The 21,302-nt window shown below is 59.3% G+C and carries 14 protein-coding genes; 6 read left to right on the top strand and 8 right to left on the bottom strand.

Features of this window, described 5'->3' with window-relative positions:
- Positions 1 to 8: 8 nt before the first annotated feature.
- Positions 9 to 1,040 carry a PmoA family protein gene (locus JAO29_RS06210; protein ID WP_334267323.1) on the bottom strand — a complete coding sequence of 344 codons (1,032 nt, stop codon included), beginning with the start codon at positions 1,038 to 1,040 and terminating at the stop codon, positions 9 to 11.
- Positions 1,033 to 2,385: a Gfo/Idh/MocA family protein gene (locus JAO29_RS06205; RefSeq protein ID WP_334267322.1), complete on the bottom strand. Its 1,353-nt coding sequence runs from the start codon at positions 2,383 to 2,385 to the stop codon at positions 1,033 to 1,035. Before JAO29_RS06205 ends, JAO29_RS06210 begins: the two co-directional genes overlap by 8 nt.
- A 371-nt stretch (positions 2,386 to 2,756) precedes the next feature.
- On the opposite strand from JAO29_RS06205, the gene JAO29_RS06200 reads away from it, so the two are divergent.
- Positions 2,757 to 3,296 (top strand): PEP-CTERM sorting domain-containing protein, encoded by a 540-nt coding sequence (locus tag JAO29_RS06200; RefSeq protein WP_334267321.1) that lies wholly within the window; start codon positions 2,757 to 2,759, stop codon positions 3,294 to 3,296.
- A 98-nt stretch (positions 3,297 to 3,394) separates the two neighbouring features.
- On the opposite strand, the gene JAO29_RS06195 is transcribed toward JAO29_RS06200, so the two are convergent.
- Entirely contained in the window at positions 3,395 to 3,544 is a 150-nt protein-coding gene (locus JAO29_RS06195) for a hypothetical protein (RefSeq protein WP_334267320.1), read from the bottom strand.
- An 81-nt stretch (positions 3,545 to 3,625) separates the two neighbouring features.
- On the opposite strand from JAO29_RS06195, the gene mutL reads away from it, so the two are divergent.
- Positions 3,626 to 5,572: a DNA mismatch repair endonuclease MutL gene (gene mutL / locus JAO29_RS06190; protein ID WP_334267319.1), complete on the top strand. Its 1,947-nt coding sequence runs from the start codon at positions 3,626 to 3,628 to the stop codon at positions 5,570 to 5,572.
- Positions 5,573 to 5,637: 65 nt separating this feature from the next.
- On the opposite strand, the gene JAO29_RS06185 is transcribed toward mutL, so the two are convergent.
- Entirely contained in the window at positions 5,638 to 6,465 is an 828-nt protein-coding gene (locus tag JAO29_RS06185) for a hypothetical protein (RefSeq protein WP_334267318.1), read from the bottom strand.
- Positions 6,466 to 6,750: 285 nt separating this feature from the next.
- Here JAO29_RS06185 and JAO29_RS06180 point away from each other — a divergent pair, with 285 nt between their 5' ends.
- The 4 genes from JAO29_RS06180 (at position 6,751) to JAO29_RS06165 (ending at position 13,602) form a co-directional block, all read left to right on the top strand.
- The gene (locus tag JAO29_RS06180) at positions 6,751 to 8,460 is read left to right on the top strand and encodes an MFS transporter (RefSeq protein ID WP_334267317.1); all 1,710 of its coding nucleotides are present in this window, start codon (positions 6,751 to 6,753) and stop codon (positions 8,458 to 8,460) included.
- A gap of 6 nt (positions 8,461 to 8,466) precedes the next feature.
- Positions 8,467 to 9,375 carry a hypothetical protein gene (locus JAO29_RS06175; protein ID WP_334267316.1) on the top strand — a complete coding sequence of 303 codons (909 nt, stop codon included), beginning with the start codon at positions 8,467 to 8,469 and terminating at the stop codon, positions 9,373 to 9,375.
- A gap of 102 nt (positions 9,376 to 9,477) precedes the next feature.
- The gene (locus tag JAO29_RS06170) at positions 9,478 to 10,986 is read left to right on the top strand and encodes a UxaA family hydrolase (protein WP_334267315.1); all 1,509 of its coding nucleotides are present in this window, start codon (positions 9,478 to 9,480) and stop codon (positions 10,984 to 10,986) included.
- 123 nt (positions 10,987 to 11,109) lie between these two features.
- Positions 11,110 to 13,602, top strand: coding sequence for a 2-oxoglutarate dehydrogenase E1 component (locus tag JAO29_RS06165; RefSeq protein WP_334267314.1), 2,493 nt, complete (start codon positions 11,110 to 11,112; stop codon positions 13,600 to 13,602).
- Between the two features lie 390 nt (positions 13,603 to 13,992).
- Here the strand turns inward: JAO29_RS06165 and JAO29_RS06160 are convergent, their stop codons facing one another.
- From JAO29_RS06160 to JAO29_RS06145, 4 genes are all read right to left on the bottom strand, one after another.
- Entirely contained in the window at positions 13,993 to 14,193 is a 201-nt protein-coding gene (locus JAO29_RS06160) for a cold-shock protein (RefSeq protein WP_022845525.1), read from the bottom strand.
- A gap of 328 nt (positions 14,194 to 14,521) precedes the next feature.
- Positions 14,522 to 15,319: a (d)CMP kinase gene (cmk, locus tag JAO29_RS06155; RefSeq protein WP_334267313.1), complete on the bottom strand. Its 798-nt coding sequence runs from the start codon at positions 15,317 to 15,319 to the stop codon at positions 14,522 to 14,524.
- A gap of 68 nt (positions 15,320 to 15,387) precedes the next feature.
- Positions 15,388 to 17,748 carry a hypothetical protein gene (locus tag JAO29_RS06150; protein WP_334267312.1) on the bottom strand — a complete coding sequence of 787 codons (2,361 nt, stop codon included), beginning with the start codon at positions 17,746 to 17,748 and terminating at the stop codon, positions 15,388 to 15,390.
- 228 nt (positions 17,749 to 17,976) lie between these two features.
- The gene (locus JAO29_RS06145) at positions 17,977 to 21,249 is read right to left on the bottom strand and encodes a TonB-dependent receptor (RefSeq protein ID WP_334267311.1); all 3,273 of its coding nucleotides are present in this window, start codon (positions 21,247 to 21,249) and stop codon (positions 17,977 to 17,979) included.
- Positions 21,250 to 21,302: the final 53 nt, after the last annotated feature.

Here is a 21,302-nt window from a genome sequence, read left to right as displayed (position 1 = left end):
GAGAAGCGTCACTTCTTGGATTCGAAGGCATCCGCGGCTTTGTTCATCTCTGCGGGCGAGACAGCATGAGACGAGATGCTGACCTGATACTGGAACGTCGCAGAATTACCCTTCTCAAGCGTGTAGTCGAACTGCGGCTGCTTGGCATCGAAGATCTTCCTGCCCAGAGGGTTCGCTGCAAATAGCCCGTACCCACGTGCATGCCAGTAAGTTGGGTATCCCGGATTGCCCTTGTGATCGAAGATCGCAATCGTCTCAGTGTGTCCATCCGGAGTGTGGCCCGTTAGCTCGCACCAGCGTCCGCGCGTCGCCCACACCGCGTCGCCTTCCACTCCTTCGCTCGTTCGATAGACTCCGGTGGCTCCTGCGGTATTGCCTTCCACCTTGGTCTGCCGTCCACTTGCATCGGCGAAGGTACCACCTTTCTCAGTCGGTGACTCCAGGAAGTGAGCGACGCGAATTCCGAGTACTCCTTCCTTATCGTCGTGAAACACCACCTTGTCGAGAGCCGTGAGCGTCACGGTCATATCGATCGTGCGCGTATCCCCGTTTTGAGAGAAGACGTACCTGGTTCTCTGGTTGAGAATCTTCTCTCCTGCACCGGTCTCCCAGACTGAGTCGACGACCAGTTCTCCCTTGGCTCCGCTTTTGACGGAGACGATCTTCTCGTGGTGGATCGTCCCCATCTTTCCCCGGTTCTCAGGTTTGATGGCATCGGAGTTATTCCAGAAATCAAACCCGTTCGCGTTGCCATAGTTGAACCACAGACCTGCATGATGCGGATGATCCACTCGCTCCGTATCTCGGGGAGCAAGCGGATACCCCCGCGTGACCGTGACTCCATCGGCGGCCACGAGAGGGAACAGCACAGGCTTCTTCAGTGTGGAAGGCCACACGTAAGAAGTAAAAGGTTTGCCGTCGATCGTTACGTCTACACGGTGTTGTGCCTCGTCAGCGACGACGTTGACCCCCTTCGTTGCCGCTCCGGCTACCTGCAAAGCACTCATGGCCACTGCGCACCCCAGCAGCAGACTACGCATAGACCTTGCCTCCCGCGAGGATCTGCTGCGTCTTGGAGTTGAAGGTCACTCTCTGTCCTGTCTGCATCGCCGCGATATTCATGCAAAGCGCAACGGAATGACTGTAGCCTGCGTCCACATTGGCATTGGGCTGCTTCCGCGAGCGGACACATTCCATCCAGTTCAGCATGTTCGCCGAGGTCATCGGATCGGCGCCAGTGTCCGCAGCCGTGGAGGCAGCCTCAGCGTGTTCGCTCAACGCGGTCGTCGGAAGCAGATTCGCCTTCATGTCCATTTCCGCAGCTGCCTTCGCCGTAAGGCCACCGGTCGAGTTCACCACCTGCTTGTCCATGTCGAGCGAGCCGCCATTGGAGTAGTAGATCTCCTTCACGCCACCAGCAGAGTTGGTCTGCCGCGAAGAGTAGAGCACCTGGAAGCCTTTGGTCGGATCATCTTCCGGACCATAGTCAAAGACCGCCGTCATCGTGTCCCAGTTCTTGCGGCCGTCGTGCCACTGGTAGATTCCTCCGTTTGCCACCACGCTGCGCGGGTGCGGATATCCGCTGAACCAGTGAACGGTGTCGATCTGGTGGACCAGCCACTGGTCCGGGATTCCCGAAGAGTACGGCCAGAACAGACGGAACTCCAGGTACTTCCTCGCGTCGAAGGGTTCGTACGGCTGATCCATCAGGTAACGCTTCCAGTCCGTGTCCTGTTCCTTGAGCAGCGGCACCACATCGGGCCTGCGCCAGCGTCCGGGCTGGTTCACATTCCATGTCATCTCGACCATGTTGATGTCCCCGAACTTGCCCGACTTGATGTACTCATACGCCTTTTGATAGCTGGGGGTCGATCTTCGCTGGGTTCCGATCTGCACGATCTGTTTGTTGGCGTGCACGGTGTCGCGGATCGCACGAGCATCCTTCATCGTGTGGGCCAGCGGCTTCTCCACATAGGCATCCCGACCAGCCTTGACCGCCTCAACACCATGTTTTGCATGCTGGAAGTCCGCCGTCGCAATCAGTACGGCATCCACATCCTTGCGCGCATAGAGCTCATCATTGTTTCGCACGGTTTCGACCTTCGGGCCGCCCTTCTTCTGTATGTAAGCGACACCCTCCTCGCGCCGGCGATTCCATAGATCCGAGATCGCCACAAACTCGAAGTTCATGTCCTTGGCGTGCTGTAGAAAGGATGGAATCAACGCGCTCTTCATACGATCTCCACAGCCCACCACTGCGGTTCGTACACGGTCGTTTGCACCCACAATTTTGGCGTAACTTGTTGCATTCCATGTCGCGACGGTTCCGGCCACCGCCGCCCCCATCTTTACAAACTCCCGCCGGCTCGTCTGGTCTGATCCCATTGCTTGGCTCCTCGAACTAGAAACTCTCTAAAGTGCGCCGGGGGCAAATTGTCTCTCTGGCCTCGAAATCCGTTGGAGTTTCGAAACCGAAAACATTTCTGCTCGTTCGGCCCGGGAAGTGTACAGAACTTCCAAGAGGTCTGGCCACTTTAATCCGATGGCCAATGTTTTCGTATCTGCGTTCTTCACAGTTCCACAAATCTTCCCTTCTAGAGCTTAGGTAGGAAAACACTTTCCCCTTGTGCCACAGCAATAAGACACAAATGTGCAAAAAAATGCGGATAAGCGCCTCTAAGGCCGCTCCCGAACTTTGGCCACCCACTTGCTTCTATGGCAGGCAGTACTCATACAAGCAAGTTGGGATGAAAACAATGTCTCGTCTTTTGAAAGTTTTGGTTTTTACTGCAGTTGCCTTGGTTCTCTCAGGTTCGGCCCCGCTCCTCGCTGACACGGTTACCTACAACGTCACTCTGACACCCTCTCCCGGTTCCATCTATGGTGGCACTGGATCCGTGACCTTCGACGGTGCTCCCTCTGGAACCGGGATCTCTGACTACTCGATCTCGAATGGAAAGCTGCTCGATGTCGTTTTCAACATCGATGGCCAGACCTTTACCCTTGCAGGAGCTACCGGCGATACTCTGGTGCGCTTCCTTGACGGGCAACTGAATGACATCACCTTCTCCGAATTGATTGGGACATCACCCAATCGTTACACCTTCCATTCCACTAGCGGCTATGCCTTCTACTACAACGATGGGCAGGCCGCATCTTACGGTACCTTCGCGGCAACTCCCGCTGGTGGACCGTCTCCCGTGCCTGAACCCGGTTCGCTGGCTCTGCTGGCTACTGGACTTCTGGGCGGCAGCAGTGAACTTTATCGCCGCCGACGGTTTGCGCGCTCCAACTGAACTCACAAACGAAGTTCAGCCGAGAATGCGCAGAGTGGCAGATCCACCTCTTCAATCGCAAGGCGTGATCTGCCACTCTTCTGTATCTGTTCCGATTGCTAATGACGCTTGAAGTACTGGATATCCCGTTCGTGCTTTTCAGCCTGTTCCCGGGTTGAGAACGTTCCGAGATTCCTTCTCTTCTTCGTCTTCGGATCCACGTGGCGGGAATAAATCCGATATTCTCCGGTTTTGAGCTTGCGAATCATCTCCGGCTACCTCTCCCCCGTGAGATGCTGTTCGATTCCGGACTCGTTTTCCGCACTGCTCTAACCCATACAATCAGAGACATGGGTCGCATTCGCATCCTCTCCGACCTGGTGGCCAACCAGATCGCCGCCGGTGAAGTCGTCGAGCGTCCGGCTTCGGTGGTCAAGGAACTGCTCGAGAACTCGCTCGATGCCGGGGCTACCCGGATTCGGATCGAAATCGAGGCTGGCGGGCGCAAGCTCATCCGGATTAATGACAACGGTCACGGCATGGTCGCAGATGACGCTCTCCTTGCGTTCGAACGCCACGCCACCTCGAAGCTTCGCACCTCCGATGACCTGCTCTCGATTGCGACGCTCGGTTTCCGGGGCGAGGCTCTCCCTTCCATCGCATCCGTCTCGCGGCTCACACTCGAAACCCGATCAGCCGAGGAAGAGGCTGGAACGATCGTTGAAATAGCAGGTGGCAACATACTTCGGGTTGAACCTGCAGGTCTGCCGGTAGGGACGACGATCACCATCCGCGATCTCTTCTTCAATACGCCTGCCCGGCGAAAATTTCTCCGATCCGAACAGACCGAGTTATCCCACATCGCCGCGCTGGTGACCCATTATGCACTGGCCAATCCCACAAGGCATTTTGAGCTGCACTCCTCCACCCAGGCGCTACTGACCGCCTCGGTGGCGGCGACGAGTGCCGATCGTCTCTTCCAGATCTTCGGAAGAGAGACCAGCTCGAACATGATTCCTGCCGCGGCAGAGATCGATTTCGCGCGCGCCGGACTCCCCGAACCACCGCCATGGAAGCGCGATGCGGATTACGAGCCACCAGAGCCGGGCTTTCTTCGTCTTTCCGGCTTCGTCTCCAAGCCCGACCTGCAGAAGCTCAATCGAAACTCGATCTACATCTTCGTCAATGGTCGTCTCATTCGCGATCGCCTCATCCTGCATGCTCTGACCGAGGCTTATCGCAACATCATTCCCCCAACTTCCTACCCGGTCATACTTCTCTTTCTCGAGATGCCGCCTCAGGAGGTGGACGTCAACGTTCATCCTGCGAAGACTGAGGTTCGCTTTCGCCAGTCTGCGTTTGTTCACGATTTCGTGCGCGACACGGTACGGACGGCGCTCATGCACGCTCGTCCTGCAGCCGACTTTCTTCAAGCGCTGCACAATAGCCCGCTCGCCAGTGCGTCTTTGCTCGTCGACGTCAGCCCTCTACCATCTGGATCAGAGCAGCCGGTCTTCGATCCGGTTCGTGATCCATCCGGATTCGGCTCCGAAGCTCCGCCGACTGCCTCGGATGTCGCAGCCTTCAGCCTGGAATCGCCAGCTCTCCCCGCTGCACCAGGGCGGCTGGCCTTCAGCGAAGGCATCCCCGTGGGCTATGAGCGTCCACTCTCGGCGTCGCCACTTGAACCTGACGGAGAAGCCCGGACCCTGAACGCTCTCGCGACCCTCAGGCCTCTCGGGCAGCTACAGGACTCCTTCATTCTTGCTGTTAATGATGAAGGACTCTGGATCGTGGACCAGCATGTCGCGCATGAGCGCGTTCTCTTCGAGAAGATCCTGCGGGAGCGCGAGGTTGAGGGAGTGCAGCGTCAGCGGCTCCTGATGCCTGTTCTTATCGATCTTCTTCCCGCGCAGATGGTTGCATTTGCGCGTCTGGCTGCAGAGCTTGAGCGCAACGGCTTCGAGGCCGAGCCCTTCGGTCCGCAGACCATCGCGATCAAAGCCGCTCCCGTCGGTCTTGAGGGCAGGGAACTGGAGAGAATGATCGAGGAGGTTCTCGCGGTCCCTGATCGTGAGCAGCAGGTTGAAAACGCCGAGGCACGCCGTCATCGCATCGCCGCCTCGATCGCCTGTCATGCTGCGATCAAGATCAACACGCCGCTCGATCCGGCGAAGATAGACTGGCTGCTTCGAGCGCTGGCAAGGACAGACCATCCCACCAGTTGTCCTCACGGACGTCCCATCGCCCTGCGATACTCCCTCAAAGATATCCAGAAGGCATTTCACCGTATCTGAACGACATCTGAACGACGCGAAGGGCAGCCATGTGGCTGCCCTTGCTCACTACCGGTCAAAGAAAACTAGTGCGCCTGTCCGAGCGCCTGCGCGGGGGCGACATTGGCTGTGAACTTCGTTCCACTCTCAAGAGAGATGTTCTCACCCTGCGCGTCCAGCACACCCGCGCTCTCCGGAGTCGAAGGTGCACTCAGCATAACCTTCGGCTTGTTTCCGACAGCGACACGATCGGTAGCGTTCTTCAGCATCTGTCCAGGTGCTGCAGTTTGCGAGGGAGAATTCATCTCTCCTGCAGCCATGGTTGGAGAGCTCGGCACGGGTGCGGCGGCGCCTGCCGTTGATCCGCCAGCTCCTGCAGCCCCTGGGCTTCCGCCCATCGGCGTGCTGCCCATCGCAGCTCCTCCGGCTGCCATGTCCGTATTTGAACTGAGCGTCGGAGCTGTCATTGAAGTAACAGCGGCACGGATCGGAACCTCTTTACCGTCTTTGAGCACAGCGCGATTCAGCGCCAGCACCAGGTGTGAGTCGTTTTGTTCCTTGGATTTTGCTTTTACATCCACGACATTGCCGACCAGCTTCGTTCCCTTCGGGAGAGCTGTGCCATCCGGTAACTTAGCTTCGCTAATTGTCTTGGCGTTGACCTCGTCGCCGACCTTTGCCTTCTTTGTGTCGATTCCCTTGGTAAACTCCGCTGCCACACTTGCCGCCTGGACCTGTTCCGCCTTCTGCGTCTGCTGCGGCGTGCCTGCATCCGTCATCGCACGCGCATGCGAACCCGTCTGGGTCGTCCCCGGTGTCATGGCTGGATCGGGAGTCTGAGGAGAGGCCGTACTCTGTGCCTGCAGGGCGACCGACATGACCGCGAGCGAGGCTAAGGACAGAATCTTTGTCATAGCGTTCTCCTTTCGTGAGCAGGCGTCGCACAACCTGCACTCAAACTTCGACGGCCGTCTCAAAAGGCGCGTTGCTTACGGAGCAAATCCCCAAAGACGATGAAACAGAACTGAGTCGCAAGTTCTTCTCTTTGGTGCGCCGATGGAAAGCTATCGAAGACGCAGCCATTCAGCACATCTATCCGGTGTTGTGTAGGCATCCTTTTCACTGTCAGGGTAGCCAGAGATGCCAACGTGCCCGGCAGCACAATCTTATTGGCATCGTTACACTGGAAGTCTGAGTGAATGCCTCTTGAGACGCCAAACTCCGGTCCGCTCGTAGACGTTGCCGACCCGGCACCCAGCGGCTTCGCTCCGCTTCGTATCCGGCTCTTTCGTGATCGCTGGATAGCATCTACCATCTCGTCCATTGGAACCTGGATGCAGGACACGGCCGGAACATGGCTGATGACCTCGTTGACAGCGTCTCCTCTGCTCATCGCGCTCATGCAGACGGCGGCATCTTTGCCGGTGCTGATGGTCGGCCTGCTCGCAGGCGCTACCGCCGACATCTTCGATCGTCGCAGGCTGCTCATCTTCTGGCAGGCGTGGATGCTCGCCTCCGTCGCGGTACTCGCTGTGCTGACATTCCTCGGGTTCATCTCCCCGTGGACTCTGCTGGCATTCACCTTCCTGCTCAACATCGGATCGGCGATGAACAACCCTGCCTGGCAGGCCATCGTTCCCGAACTCGTTCCGCGTGAGCTTATCCCCGACACCGTCTCTCTCAATGCAGCCTCCAACAATCTCGCGCGAGCTGTAGGACCTGCACTTGGTGGGCTGATGGTCGCGGGCTTCGCAAGCGTTCACGCCGGCGCGGGATCAGTCTTCTTCCTGAATGCCTTGTCGTTTGCGGGCGTCATCTGGGTTCTCTTCAACTGGAAGCGGACGCCGCTATTCAAATCGGCTCTGCCGTCCGAGCGTATCGCTGGATCAATCATGACCGGCCTGCGCTATGTGCGTTATGCGCCCGAGTTGCAGGCGTCACTGGTTCGTGCCTTCACCTTCACCTTCTTTGTCTCAGCGATGTGGGCGTTGCTTGCCATCGTCGCCAAACGTGACCTCAACGAGGGTGCGCTTGGCTATGGCATCCTCAACGGCTCTCTCGGCCTCGGAGCAGTCATTGCGGCCACTCAACTTCCGCGCATCCGTCGACGCGTCCCTGCCGACACCATCATCGCTGTCTCGACCTTCTACGACGTCGCCACCCTGCTCATACTCGCGTACGCTCACTATCCCGCGATCATCATCCCCGCGCTGATACTCTCCGGCTTTGCGTGGACCAGCACCATGTCCACCCTCAATACATCGGTCCAACTTTCCGTGCCTGCCTGGGTTCAGGCGCGAGCCCTGGGAACTTACCTGATGACCTTCCAGGGAGGGATGGCGCTGGGCTCCCTTATCTGGGGCTCCGTCGCAGAGAAGACCTCGACTCCCTTCGCGCTTGCTGCCTCAGCCTGCGGGCTGGCCATCAGCTATCCTTTCATTCGTCGTTTCCACATCCTGCAGGGGCCTCTTCCCGATCACACCCCGTTCCGGTCTTCGCGAAGTGCCTCGCAGCCAAGCGTCTTCCAGCTTGCCGACTCTGCAGCGCAGGCTGACGACTTGATTCATGCAGGTCCTGTCCGCATTTCGATCGAATACAGGATTCCCCTGGAACGCTACGCGGAATTCACACACGCCATCCACGAGCTTCGCGGCGTGCGTCTTCGTGACGGCGCCATACGGTGGGGAATCTACCGCGACGTCATCGATCCCGAACGACTCAACGAGACGTTCGTCATGGAGTCGTGGCTCGACTATCTCCGCTCTCGCGAACGTATTACTGCGGCCGATGAAGCCATCCGGGCGCGTGTTCGTGAGCTGCATCAGGGTGATGAACAGCCGAAGATCTCCTATCAGATCTACGCGCGAGAGATCACGCCAAACGAAGTCCCGCACCATCACGGCTCCTGATCGCACATGAAGCTTGCCGCCCGTACATCGCTCCTGCTCGTAGCCCTGTGCAACTCCATCCTCTTCGCGCAGGGACAGGGCTCCTCTTTGCCTGCGGCGTCGATGCAGCCTCTCCCGGCCATCCCAAACCTCATGCATGAGGTCGAGCAAAACCAGAGACAGGCGGAGGCTCTTCAGGCGAACTATCTCTACCGCGAGGTCGCCCGCGAGCAACGAAGCGATGGCCGGAAGACCGAGACGAAAGAGTATGACGTCTTCTGGCTCAGAGGAGTTGAGGTTCATAAGCTCGTCCGGAAAGACGGAAAAGAGCTTTCTCCTGACGAGCAACGCAAAGAGAGCGACCGTATCGACAAAGAGGTTGAGAAGTCGCAGGAGCGCAAGCATAAGGCGGACGCCGAGGGAAAGGCGACTGATTCTCATGGCAACGAAGAGGTCACCGTCTCTCGTTTTCTAGAACTCGGAATTTTTTCAAATGCCCGCCGCGTCAAACTCAATGGACGAGACACAATCGCCGTTGATTTCGCCGGAGATCCAAAGGCAAGAACAAGGAACCGGGTGGAGAGCGTCATTCGCGATCTCGCGGGAACCATCTGGATCGACGAGCAGGATCATGCCATCACCCAGATTCACGGACGCTTCGCCGACTCCTTCAAAGTTGGCGGAGGTCTGGTCATGTCCATCAAAAAAGGAACCAGCTTCTCCATGCAGCAGATGAAGATCAATAACGAAGTGTGGCTTCCGTCCCGGATAGAGGGGGAAGGAGCCGCACGCGTGTTATTGCTGCTGCACTTCGACGGAAGTATCCTCATCACCGACTCCGACTATCGCAAGTTCAAGGCGACATCGACCATCCTCCCTGGAGTCGAAACCGTCCATCCCACAGTCCCGCAAGACACGCCTTCTCCACCGCGATAGTTCAACCGCTTCGTAAACGGAAGAGAATTCGCCAGTGACACGCCAGCAGGAGTAAATTTGGTCATACCATTTTCCTGACTTTGCAGCACTGATCGACTTTCTATGGCGCAACTTCTCAAGCTCGGCTCAAACGATGATGTTGCGGTGGCACTTACGTCCGTGGCACAGGGCGAGTTCATTCCGGAGTTGGAGCTCACGGCGGCGTCAGAGGTCCCCGCGGGACATAAGCTTGCGTTGCATCCATTGCCGTGCGGCCATGCGGTTCGCAAATTCAACCAGATCATCGGCTTTGCCACGCAGCCCATAGCCGCCGGAGAACATGTCCACACTCACAATCTGGCGGTTGCCGAATTCAAACGGGACTATGCCATCGGTGCAGAGGCATCAGGCTCTCAGATTGTCTCGACCGACGAAACGACCTTTCTCGGTTTCGAACGCGCTGATGGCCGTGTAGGAACCCGCAATTATGTTGGCGTGCTCACTACAGTGAACTGCTCGGCGACGGTGGCTCGCCGTATCGCGGCCCACTTTACTCCTGAAGTCCTTCGCAGCTATCCCAATGTCGACGGCGTCGTTGCGCTCACCCATGGCACCGGTTGCGGTATCGCCAGTCACGGAGAGCCTGCCGACCTTTTGCGACGCGTCTTTACCGGCTATGCCACGCATCCCAACTTCGCTTCGGTACTCCTGCTCGGTCTGGGCTGTGAGACCAATCAGGTCGATCGGCTGGTTGAACTTGCGGGCGCTCCCGACTCCATCAGGACCGCCAATATTCAGGAAGAGGGCGGCACTACCGAGAGCATCAAAAACGGAATCGCGACCGTCTACGAGATGCTTGATCGAGCCAGCCTCGCCGTTCGCACCCCGGTCACTGCATCGCACCTGGTTGTGGGCCTGCAGTGTGGCGGATCGGACTCCTACTCGGGAATCAGTGCGAATCCCGCCTTGGGTGTAGCCGTTGATCATCTCGTTCGGAGCGGCGGAACTGCAATCCTCTCCGAAACCCCTGAGATCTACGGCGCCGAACATCTGCTGACGCGAAGAGCTTCGAGCGCGGAGGTGGCCGAACGCCTTCTGCAACGCATTAGCTGGTGGGAGAATTACACCGCGCAGCATGAGGCTTCGATGGATAACAATCCGCAGCCCGGGAATAAGACAGGTGGACTCACCACCATCTTGGAAAAATCCCTGGGAGCAGTCTCAAAGGGCGGTTCCACCGACCTCAGAGAGGTCTATCGTTACGCCGAACCTGTACGCGAGAGAGGTCTGGTCTTTATGGATTCTCCAGGCTTCGATCCGGTCTCGGCGACGGGCCAGGTGGCAGCAGGAGCGAACCTCATCTGCTTCACGACCGGACGCGGTTCGGTATTCGGCTGTAAACCCACCCCTTCCATCAAGATCGCTTCGAATACCGCACTGTTTCGTCGCATGCAGGATGACATGGATATCAACTGCGGTTCGGTCATCGATGGAGACCAGACGGTGGAGAAGGCAGGAGCGGCAATCTTCAAGGAGATTCTGGAGATTGCGTCCGGAAAGCCTACCCGGAGCGAGATTCATGGATTCGGGGAAGAGGAGTTCCAGCCCTGGGTTTTGGGTGCCACTCTATAGTCCCTGCACAACGGAAGTTGCAGGGACCCATATGCAGTCAACCGACGAAAGGACTAGCATAGATATGCAGAGATATCGGGCGTTCGTCGCCGCAATTTGATTATCTAGAAAATCGAGGAAGCAATGGCCACCAAGGCAGAGGCGTTGACCCAAGGACCCGCGGTAACCGATCAACATGAACGCGAAGCAGTGTTCGACATCTTTCGCCGATGGGGGTACCTGCAGGCTTCACTCGACCCTCTCGGGCAGTACCTTCCGCCGGAGCCTTTTCCCACGCCCGCACCCGAGGGAGAACTGGCAGTAGAAGCAAGGCAATACTATTGCGGGACCATCGCCGCAGAGTTTATGCACATCCCGAGCCCTGAGCAGAGGCAGTGGCTTCAGGAGAGGATTGAGCAGAAGCCTCCCAAACCAAACCAGGCACAAATCCTCACGCAGCTCATTCGTGCCGACCTCTTCGAGCAGGTGATTCAATCTCGATATCTCGGAGCGAAGCGTTTCTCGCTTGAGGGCATCACGGCGCTCATTCCATTTCTCGATCGAGTCTTCGAAGTCGGCTCCAGTCTGGGAGTAACCAAGGCAATGCTGGCGATGAATCATCGCGGCCGCCTGAATGTGATGACCAACACGATTGGCCGCCCTGCACGTGAGATCTTCACCAAGTTTGAAGATGTCGACCCGCGCAGCACCATGGGTGGCGGCGACGTAAAGTATCACATCGGCGCGACGGGCGATTACACCTCTCCGGACGGCAAGGTCATCAGCCTTCATCTGGCCTCCAACCCCAGCCACCTTGAAGCCATCGATCCTGTTCTGCTGGGGCGCACCCGCGCGAAGCAGGAGCGCATCGGCGAAGGCGGCAAGCAGCAGGTCCTTCCGATCACCATCCACGGAGACGCTGCATTCGCCGGCCAGGGAGTTCTGGCCGAGACGCTGAACATGGCGACGCTGCATGGATACAACGTTGGCGGAACCCTGCATGTGATCGTCAACAACCTGCTGGGTTTCACTGCGAATCCTGAAGAGTCGAACTCTTCCCGCTTCTCCACCGACATCGCCAAGCGCCTTCCGATTCCGATCTTTCATGTCAATGCAGAAGACCCTGACGCTGTCGTTCGGGTCGCTGCGATCGCGGCGGAATATCGCCAGCGCTTCCACACCGACTTTGTGGTCGACCTGATCGGTTACAGGCGCCATGGCCACAGCGAGGTCGATGATCCGACGGTGACGCAGCCTCGTCGCTACGCGGCCATCAAGGACCACAAGCCTCTGTTCCAGATCTATGCCGAGAAGATCGGCGTGAATCCGGCCAAGGAAGCTGAGGCGATTCAGCTGGAGTTTCTGGACCAGCAGAAGGCTGCGACAAAGGCAGAGCGCATTCCAAAGCTCTCCGAGCTACCCGATTACTGGGACAAGTACAAGGGCTGTGAGTTCAATCCGGCTGACGAAGCGAATACGGGAATCTCAGCCGAGCGCGTCGGTGAGATCGTGCGAAAGATCACCACGGTTCCGGCGGACTTCCACATCCATCCCAAGGTGAAGAAGCTCTTTGAGCAGCGCCAGGAGATGGGAACGGGAGCAAAGCCGTTTGACTACGGCATGGCGGAACTTGTCGCCTTCGCTTCGCTGGTGGAAGAAGGAACGCTGGTGCGGCTGACGGGACAAGACTCTCAGCGCGGGACCTTCAATCAGCGTCACTCCATCGTTGTGGATACCGAGACCGAGGTTCGCTACTCTCCGCTGGCTCATCTGAGTGAGAAGCAAGGCCGCTTCGAGGTCTACAATTCGCTGCTCTCCGAGGCTGCCGTTCTCGGCTTCGAGTACGGTTTCGCTCGCGACTACCCTGAGGCACTGGTGATGTGGGAGGCGCAGTTTGGCGATTTCGCCAACGGCGCCCAGATCATCATCGACCAGTTCATCGCGGCGGGCGAGGCCAAGTGGGGCCTGCTCTCCGGCGTGGTGATGCTGCTGCCTCACGGATATGAAGGACAGGGACCGGAGCACTCGAGCGCTCGCATCGAGCGTTATCTCCAGCTCGCCGCCAACGACAACATTCAAATCTGCCAGCCTTCGACTGCGGCTCAGCACTTCCATCTGCTGCGGCGTCAGGTGCTGCGTCCGTGGCGTAAGCCGCTGATCGTCTTCACGCCGAAGAGCATGTTGCGTCACCCGGACGCTTCGTCCCCGATCTCGGATTTCAGCCGGGATCGCTTCCTGGACGTTTTACCGGACAATGAGGTCCAGAATCCTCGCCGCCTGCTGGTCTGCAGCGGCAAGATCGGACACAATCTCCGCGTGGAGCGCGAGAAGCGCAAGGACACCAGCGTCGGCATCATCTTCCTGGAGCAGCTCTATCCCTGGCCGGAGCATCAGCTGCAGGCTGCGCTCGACCAGCATCCGGGAGCCGAAGAGATCGTCTGGGTCCAGGAAGAGCCGGCGAATATGGGAGCGTTCTTCTACGTCATGCCTCTTCTGCGGCGGCTGGCGCGGGATCGCGCGGTTCTGAGCGTCAAGCGCAGCGCCAGCGCCACCCCGGCGACGGGTTCCGCGAAGGCGCATGATATCGAAGAGAGGACTTTGGTCGATATGGCGTTGGGAGCAGCAGGGGATCGCTAGACCGATCCCCACCCCCCGTACACATTTAGCGCAAAATCTTCCAGACATTGGACTTAGCCCCGGACCTCGGTCGGAATCACGAAAAGGACCGGCTTAAAAGAAGAGAGCCCCGAGGGATCGGGGCTCTCTTGCTTATGTATTCAAGTCTACCACCCCGCGCACTACAGAACCGCACAATCAACTTGTTGAATAACAAGTATTTGCGGGGTTTTGCCTCTTGACACGGCAATTCCATCGAGCGGGAACGGCAATCAGCTTATGTCAGGCTGCCGCTGGTTCCTTAGGAAGGGATGTTGGATCTTCTGGTCCGAAGATGCATAAAAGGGATAGCCCGTAGCTATCCCTTCCTGCAAAACCGGTCGTCGCTGGCCCTCAACCCGGTTTGGAGTTTTAGAGAGGCTGAACGTCAGAAGCCTGCCAACCCTTAGGCCCCTTGACCACGTTGAACTGAACCGCCTGGCCTTCCTGGAGGCTCTTGAAGCCGCTGGAATTAATCGCCGAATAATGAACAAACACGTCCTCACCATTCTGACGGCTAATAAAGCCAAACCCCTTCGCGTCGTTGAACCACTTTACTGTTCCCTGTTCCATGTTGTTTCTTTCCTTCGTTTACACCTGAATTGCCGTAGATACAAATCGGGGTTTTGCGCAGACAAGCATTGCAGAAAACCAATCTGTTTCAAACGATGTGAGAAGGTTAGCATACTCCGCAAATTATTTTGGAAAATCTTTGTTTTGCACCACCAACGGTGCAAGAAATGCTTGAGGAAAAGGTGTCTTGTGTGCTGACAGGGCAAGGCTTATCGATTGGAGACAAGTGTGCCTATGGCTGTCTCAGACGCAAGCAATGAGAGCCGTGGAGAGAGGCGAATATGGCTCCTCCAGTGCTGTGGAAAAGTGCGGAATCAGCGATACCGAATCAGCTTCCGGGAGTGCTATTGGGGCGCAGATGGGAGCGCACGATCTCTTCTGCCCTGGCCAGAACCTCTTCCAGGGTCATCGCGGTTGAGTCGAGAATGACCGCGTCCTCGGCCGGCCGGAGGGGTGACTGCTTGCGGTTGCGATCCCGCTCATCGCGCTCCTTGAGATCCTGAAGGATCTTGTGCTGTGCCTCGATCTGCTCCGGCGAAGGCGCTGCGGGGACCACAGGCTTTGGCCGATCCTCAGGTGAATGGGGAACGATAACCTGACGATAGCGGCGGTCGCCGCGAACCTCCGGGGAGGCGTCGAGGAAGATCTTGACCTCGGCGTCCGGGAAGACAGCGGTTCCGATGTCTCTCCCCTCCATCACGACGCCGCCCTTTGCGCCCAGTGCGCGCTGCTGGCCGACCATCCAGGCTCGAAGCTGTGGATGGACGGAGATACGCGAGGCAGCCGCGGTGACATCGGTATCGCGGATGCGTTGCGAGACGTCGAGATCATCCAGCAAGACCCGATTGCCTTCCAGTTGAGGCTCCAGGCGGATCCGGGTGTAAGAGGCCAGTTCGAGCAGAGGCGCTTCTTCATCGAAGTCCAGGTCGGTTTCGATCGCTTTGAGGGCGAGCGCCCGATACATGGCTCCGGTCTCCAGATTGAGAAATCCAAAGTGGCGAGCCAGGTGCGCGGCTAGTGTACTTTTGCCCGCCCCCGCCGGACCATCGATGGCGATGATCGGGCGTTCACGCCGATCGGGCATGGAGACGGAGGAGCGGGGAACGGAGCTGAGGGAATTGTTCATGCGCGGCTATCTTATTGCGTGTACTGGCCTGATGGGAAAGGGGAATCCGGGAGGGAGTTCCAAAGGCGCTACTCCTCCCGATCTTCGCGTGGCTTTCTGGCAGGTGCGCCGCGTTTGCCAAACGGCTTCTTGTTCCCCTTGAATTTATCGAACGGGCCTTCGTTGCCAGAGGGCTTACCGGAAGAGCTCTTAGGCTTGCCTGCGAACTTGCCTGATGGCTTTCCGAACGGCTTTCTGCCTGCACCTGCAGGACCACCTTCAGGGCGCGGCCGCCTAGGCCTGTCGGAGCTGGATTCGCCGGTTCTGGCGTAGGGCTTCCTGTCAGAGAAGCTCTTTTTAGCGCCGCCCGGTCTATCGCCGAAGCCCGGTTTGCTGCCAGTAAAGCTTCGACCACCCGAGGGCTTATCACCAAAGGACGGTTTGCTGCCGGAGAAGCTTCTGCGCGGAGCATCGGAGAAACCCGAACCTTCTGTACGAGGCCTGGAGGATTTGCTTCCACCGAAGGATTTGCCGGGGGAGAAAGGACGTTTCGCATCGGATCCGCGACGCGGCCGATCTTCTCCTCCGCGATCCGGCCTGAATCCAGCGCCGGTGCCCTCAGGGCGTGAGAACTTACGCGGTGGAGCGTCGAAACCGCCGGAACCTTGTGGCCTGGGTCTGCGTGGAGCGTCGAAAGAGCCGGAACCCTCAGGCCGAGGCCTTGAGAACTTGCCACGCGGACCGTCGAAGCCACCCGAACCTTGTGGCCGTGGCCTGCGTGGAGCGTCGAAAGAGCCGGAACCCTCAGGCCGAGGCCTTGAGAACTTGCCACGTGGACCGTCGAAGCCACCCGAACCCTGCGGCCGTGGCCTGCGTGGAGCGTCGAAACCGCCGGCACCCTGCGGCCTAGGCCTGCGGGGAGCATCCGAAGATCCGGCACCCTCAGGTCGAGGTCTCGAGAACTTACCGCGGGGAGCGTCGAAGCCGCCGGAGCCTTCCGCTCGGGGTTTGAAGGGACGCGGACGCGAAGCATCGAACGATCCAGCACCTTCGGAACGGGGTCCGGAGAACTTGCCACGCGGCGCATCGAACTTGCGGAACGGCGGGCGCCCCGTTCTGTCTCCACGTCCCTGGCTGTCGTTGTCGCGACGGAACGGCGGTCTGCCTTCCCGGTCTGGGCGGGGTGTTCTGGTTTCGCTGCCGGAGCCTTCGAAGGAGCGGGGGCGGCGTGCTTCGCGATCGCGCTTCTCTTCGTTCCAGGGGCGGCTGAAGTCTGGCCGCGGACGGTCGCCTGAGGTACCGGGTCTTTGTTCGTCCCGCCGGAAGGGCCGGCGTTCGCGATCGGAGTTGCTATCCTGCCGTGGAGCTCGGCGCGGCGCATCCCTGTCCTGAGCTCCGCGGGCCTGAAATCCGCGATCCTGAGCTCCGCGATCATCCCGGCTGCGCCTCTCGAAGGGCTTGCGGGCGGAAGGAACAAACTTTGCGATGCGCTCGGCGGCGGGTGCTCCGGTGGTATCGCCTTCTGTGGTGACGACCTGCGAGTCGACATCATCGGCGACGGGCTCGGCTACAGGCGCGAAGACGGGAAGCTCGCCTGGAACATACACGTGAGACTTTCCATCGATAACGAGAGTTTCAACCTGGCGCGCTCCAAGTAGGGCTCGAACGACTTCGCGAATGCGCGAGCGTGACGCGAGAGGGGAGAGAAAGGTCTCGATCTCCTCTTCTGTTGGAAGAATGGCCTGCGCGAGATAGAGCGAGATAAGAGCGGAGAGCGCGCTGGGAAGACCGGCGTTTGCTCCGGATTTGAGCTGCTTGTTGTAACGGGTGGTGGTCAGCTCCCAAAGGGTGGCTGTACCGTCGGCCTGAAGGACGGGAAGGACCCGCAGGTGCTCCCACAGTTCGGTGAGGGCGCGAAGAGCGGCGGCCTCGGTGACCTCGTTTCCAAGCTCGGTGGCGAGCTCAGAGGCGGTCAGGCGTCCCTTGGTGGAGAGGAGGTTGAAGCTGGCCAGAGCGAGGGGAGAGACCTTGGTGGCTCCGCTGGTGACGGGTGGCTGCTTCCATCCCTTATCGCCCCGGAGGGTGAAGATGTAAGGAAGAGCGGACTGCGAGACGAGAAAGTCGGGGGTCTCGGATCCAGCTCCGGTCGGCGAACCAAACAGATGCAGCGGAACGACGGAACCCTCGCCGACGAGGCGGGCCAGAAGAGTGCGTGGCTGCTGGAGCTCAGCGAGGCTCGGAGCCGGTGTGGCCGCCCCAAGAACGGCTTCGGCAAAGCTGGGAGCCGAGACCAGAAACTGCTGGGTACGGGGGGTATAGAGAACCAGCCCCATGCTGTCGATCCATTCGCGCAGCGTATCGACGGTAAGAAGCGGCTGCGCGTCATGGTGCCAGTGCGCAAGTCGTGTCGCGGCAAGCTGGCCGGCAGTTGGAGCGATGGAGGTATTCAACGTAATGCCTTCCTGCCGGGCGCGATGCTGGGCGCAACGGCAAATCCACAGGCCTGGGCCGATGGATGACGGTTCCCTGAATGAGTGGGAGCGGCGTGCGCCTGATAGACGCAGGAAACCCGCTGCATGTCATCTACTAGGATACCCCAACCGGAGCGCGAAAGCAGAGGGCAGAGGAGTATAGTCTCGCTCTGCCCTCAAAGGAAGGAATGCTGGTGAAGGGGAGGGTTAGAAGAGAACCTTCAGGCCGAACTGGATCTGACGCGAGGTGGTGGCTGTACCGGTGATGACGCCGGCGGTCGGGCTGGCGACGATGGCGGCGGTCTGATTGGCAGCACTGCCCTGGGTCGGGCCAGAGGTGAAGACTACAGGGTTGGGAGTGGCGAAATTTGTGTGGTTGAGGACGTTGAAGAACTCAGCCCGAAACTGGGTGCGGACGCGTTCGCTGATCTGCGTCGCTTTGAGCAGAGAGAGATCGAAGTTGGCGAGGCCCGGGCCGGTGAGGGTATCGCGGCCGAGATTGCCGACGGTTCCATAGGCGGGTGCAAGGAATGCCGCGGGGTTGAAGTACTGTTGCGGAGTACGCGGGTAGAGATTGCCGTGGAAGTCGGGATTGATGTCTGGCCGAACGGGATTGCGGGTGTCTCCGGAGCCGGTTGGGTTGTAGCCAAGCTGCGGCGAGAAGGGGAAGCCGGACTGGAGAGAAAGGATGCTGCTGAGCGTCCAGCCACTGACGCCGCGAGAGGCGAGCCCGTGGAGATCTGCTCCAAACCGGTGGCCCTGGCCAAAAGGCAGATCGTACGTACCGTTGATAGCGACGAGATGACGAATGTCGCTCGCGGAGCGGCCGTAATCGAGATGAGGGTCGGCAGGGTAGGAGACGAAGGCGGGAGTGTTGGCGCTGACGCTGGTGTTCCAGGCCGAGCCGTTGTCGAGATTCTTCGAGAAGGTGTAGTTGCCTCGTAGCTGCAGACCGCGAGAGAGGCTGCGACGAACGTCGACGACCAAGCCGTTGTAGTTGCTTACTCCGCGGGAGATCCACGAGGTTGTGTTGGCGACCGCGGGGTTGACCTTGTTCGTCGTGGGGTAGTAGATCCTTCCATTCATGACGGTCGCTTCAGGCTCGTTGAGGTCGGCGGAGAGGATCTGGTTATAGCCATGCGAACCGATGTAGCTGAGGGTGAGAGAGGTGTCTGGCGTGAGCTGCTGCTCAAGCTGCAGGCTCCACGACAGAACGCTGGGGGTTGCGAGGTCGGTCTGCACGTTGGAGGGCGAGATCAGCGTGCCCGGTGCTGGCGCTGTCGAGGATGTGATGTTGAGGGCAGAGACGGCGACGTTTGCGAGGGACAGCGTGGTGTTGAAGGGCGCCGCCTGATCGAGGCGATAGTTCAGGTTGTCGAGCAGGGAGTAATGCAGGCCGAAGCCGGCGCGGAGGCTGGTCTTGCCGTCTCCGCGCACGTTCCAGGCAAGGCCGAGCCGCGGAGCAGGAAGGAACTTCGCTCGATTGTCGGTGAGGGGAGAGGTTCCGACGAAGGGATTGGTGTTGATGACTCCATTGGTGAAGCTGTAGTTGGAGGCGCGGCCCTGGGATTCGTTGAAGCCGTTGGTGGATTCCATGCGCAGACCGGCGCGGAGCTCGACGCGCGGCGTGAGCTTGATGGTGTCTTCGAGGTATCCGGCTCCCATCCATGATCGCCAGCCCAGCCGGGTGGGAGAGGGCACGACGGTGAAGGTCTTGACCGTGCCTTGGAGGAAGGTGGTGAGCGACGCGAAGGAGGCCTGACCGAACTGGTTCTGGGCGAGATTGTCGTTGGACTGCAGCCGCTGCAGCCAGCCTCCGGCCTCGATCTGATGGCGGCCATGGGTCCAGAAGATGTGGTCGTCGAAGGTGAACAGGTTGCGCGTGGTCGCGTTGTTGGAGCCGACATTGGCTCCCGCGCCGGTGATCTGGGAAGAGCCGTTGGAGGCGGTGGAGCCTGCGATGACGATGGCACCGACAGGCTTTCCGGCGACCCATCCGGGGACGTCGGCTCCTCCGAGCGGAGACGAGGTTCCAAGAAAGAAGAAAGAGGCGCGAGAGAAGCCGAAGCGCGCCGTGTTGAGGAGGCTGGGAGAGAAGATGTGTTGCTCCTGCAGACTGGCGACCTGTTCGCGAAGATCTTCGTTGATGGAGGCGAGAGGATTCTGAGTGGGGGTGTCGGCGGTGGAGTCGTCCACGGTGTAGACCCCGAAGAAGAGATCGCGCGTGCCGATGTTGTAATCGGCGCGGGTGGTCCCGAAGTCCTCGCGGATATGCTGCATCGGGTTGGAGTAGGCGAGCGCGATGCCGGTCTGATTTCCCTTGGCGTCCAGAAGCGCGGGGCCGTTCTGTTCGGGCCAGAGATTGAGGAGAGGAGCTACTCCGGGGGCGATGCCGACTTGTTTGCGCGGGCCCGAGGGGTTCGCAGGATCGGGAAGATAGCCTTGGCGTGCCTGTGCGTCGGGAACGAAGGTGACGTCGGAGAGGCCGAGGTTCTGGCGATAGCCCTCATAGTTGGCGAAGAGGAACAGCTTGTCCCGACGGATGGGGCCACCGAGCGAGCCGCCGAAGTTGTTTCGCTGGAATCGCGGAATGTCAGCCTGGTCGAAGTAGTTGCGGGCATCGAGGGCGGAGTTGCGGAGGAACTCATAGGCCGAACCGTGAAGGTGGTTGGTTCCTGAGGCGGTGACGATGGAGATCTGTGCGCCCTGGCGCTTGCCGTAGCTTGCGGAGTAGGTGTCAGAGACGACGTTGAACTCGCGTACGGCATCGACGCCAAGCAGCTGGCCGCTGGTGCCTCCGGGAGTGACGTTGATGAGGGAGGCCCCGGTGTACTCGACGCCGTTGAGGAGGAAGAGATTGTCCTGCGGGCGGCGACCCGAGATGGAGAACATGTTCCCGACCGAGGAGTTCGAGGTACCGATGCTTCCTGAGCGTTGGCCGGTGTAGTTGACGACCGCTGGATTCAGCGTTATCAGCTGATCGTAGCTTCGTCCGTTAAGGGGGAGCTGCCTGATCTGGCGCTCATCCACAAGGCCGGAGGTCTGCTGGGTGGAGAGATTGACGATGGCGGGAGTGTCCTCGACCGTGACCTGCTGTTCGACGGAGTCAACCGTCAGGGGAAAGTCCAACTCTTTGCTCTGACCGATGGTCAGGGGAATGTCCGTGCGGCGCTGAGTCGAGAAGCCATCGTGCTGGACAGAGATGGTGTACGTACCGATGGGTATGGATGGCGCTGAGAAGCGGCCATTGCTTCCGGTTACCAACTTTCTTTCGTTGCCGGTCTCTTCGTTGTGAATGATCACTGTGGCGTCGGAGAGCGCGGCTCCACTGGGATCGCTGACGACGCCGGTGAGCGTGCCTCCCACCACCTGTGCGGGAGCGGAGGCTGAGAATGCGGCGAATATAAGAACGATGACGCTGAGGATGCGTGTGGCGGGGAAGCTGCGCAAACGCGCCTGGGTCTGCATACGGTCGTACATGGAGGTCTCCGAAAGAGGAAAAGGAACACGCCGCTTGGGCGGTCTGTGATGAG

The organism is Edaphobacter sp. HDX4 (assembly GCF_036877565.1).
Lineage (GTDB): Bacteria > Acidobacteriota > Terriglobia > Terriglobales > Acidobacteriaceae > Edaphobacter.
Note: the sequence above shows the minus strand (reverse complement) of the source record. Positions and strands in the feature narration are given on the sequence as shown.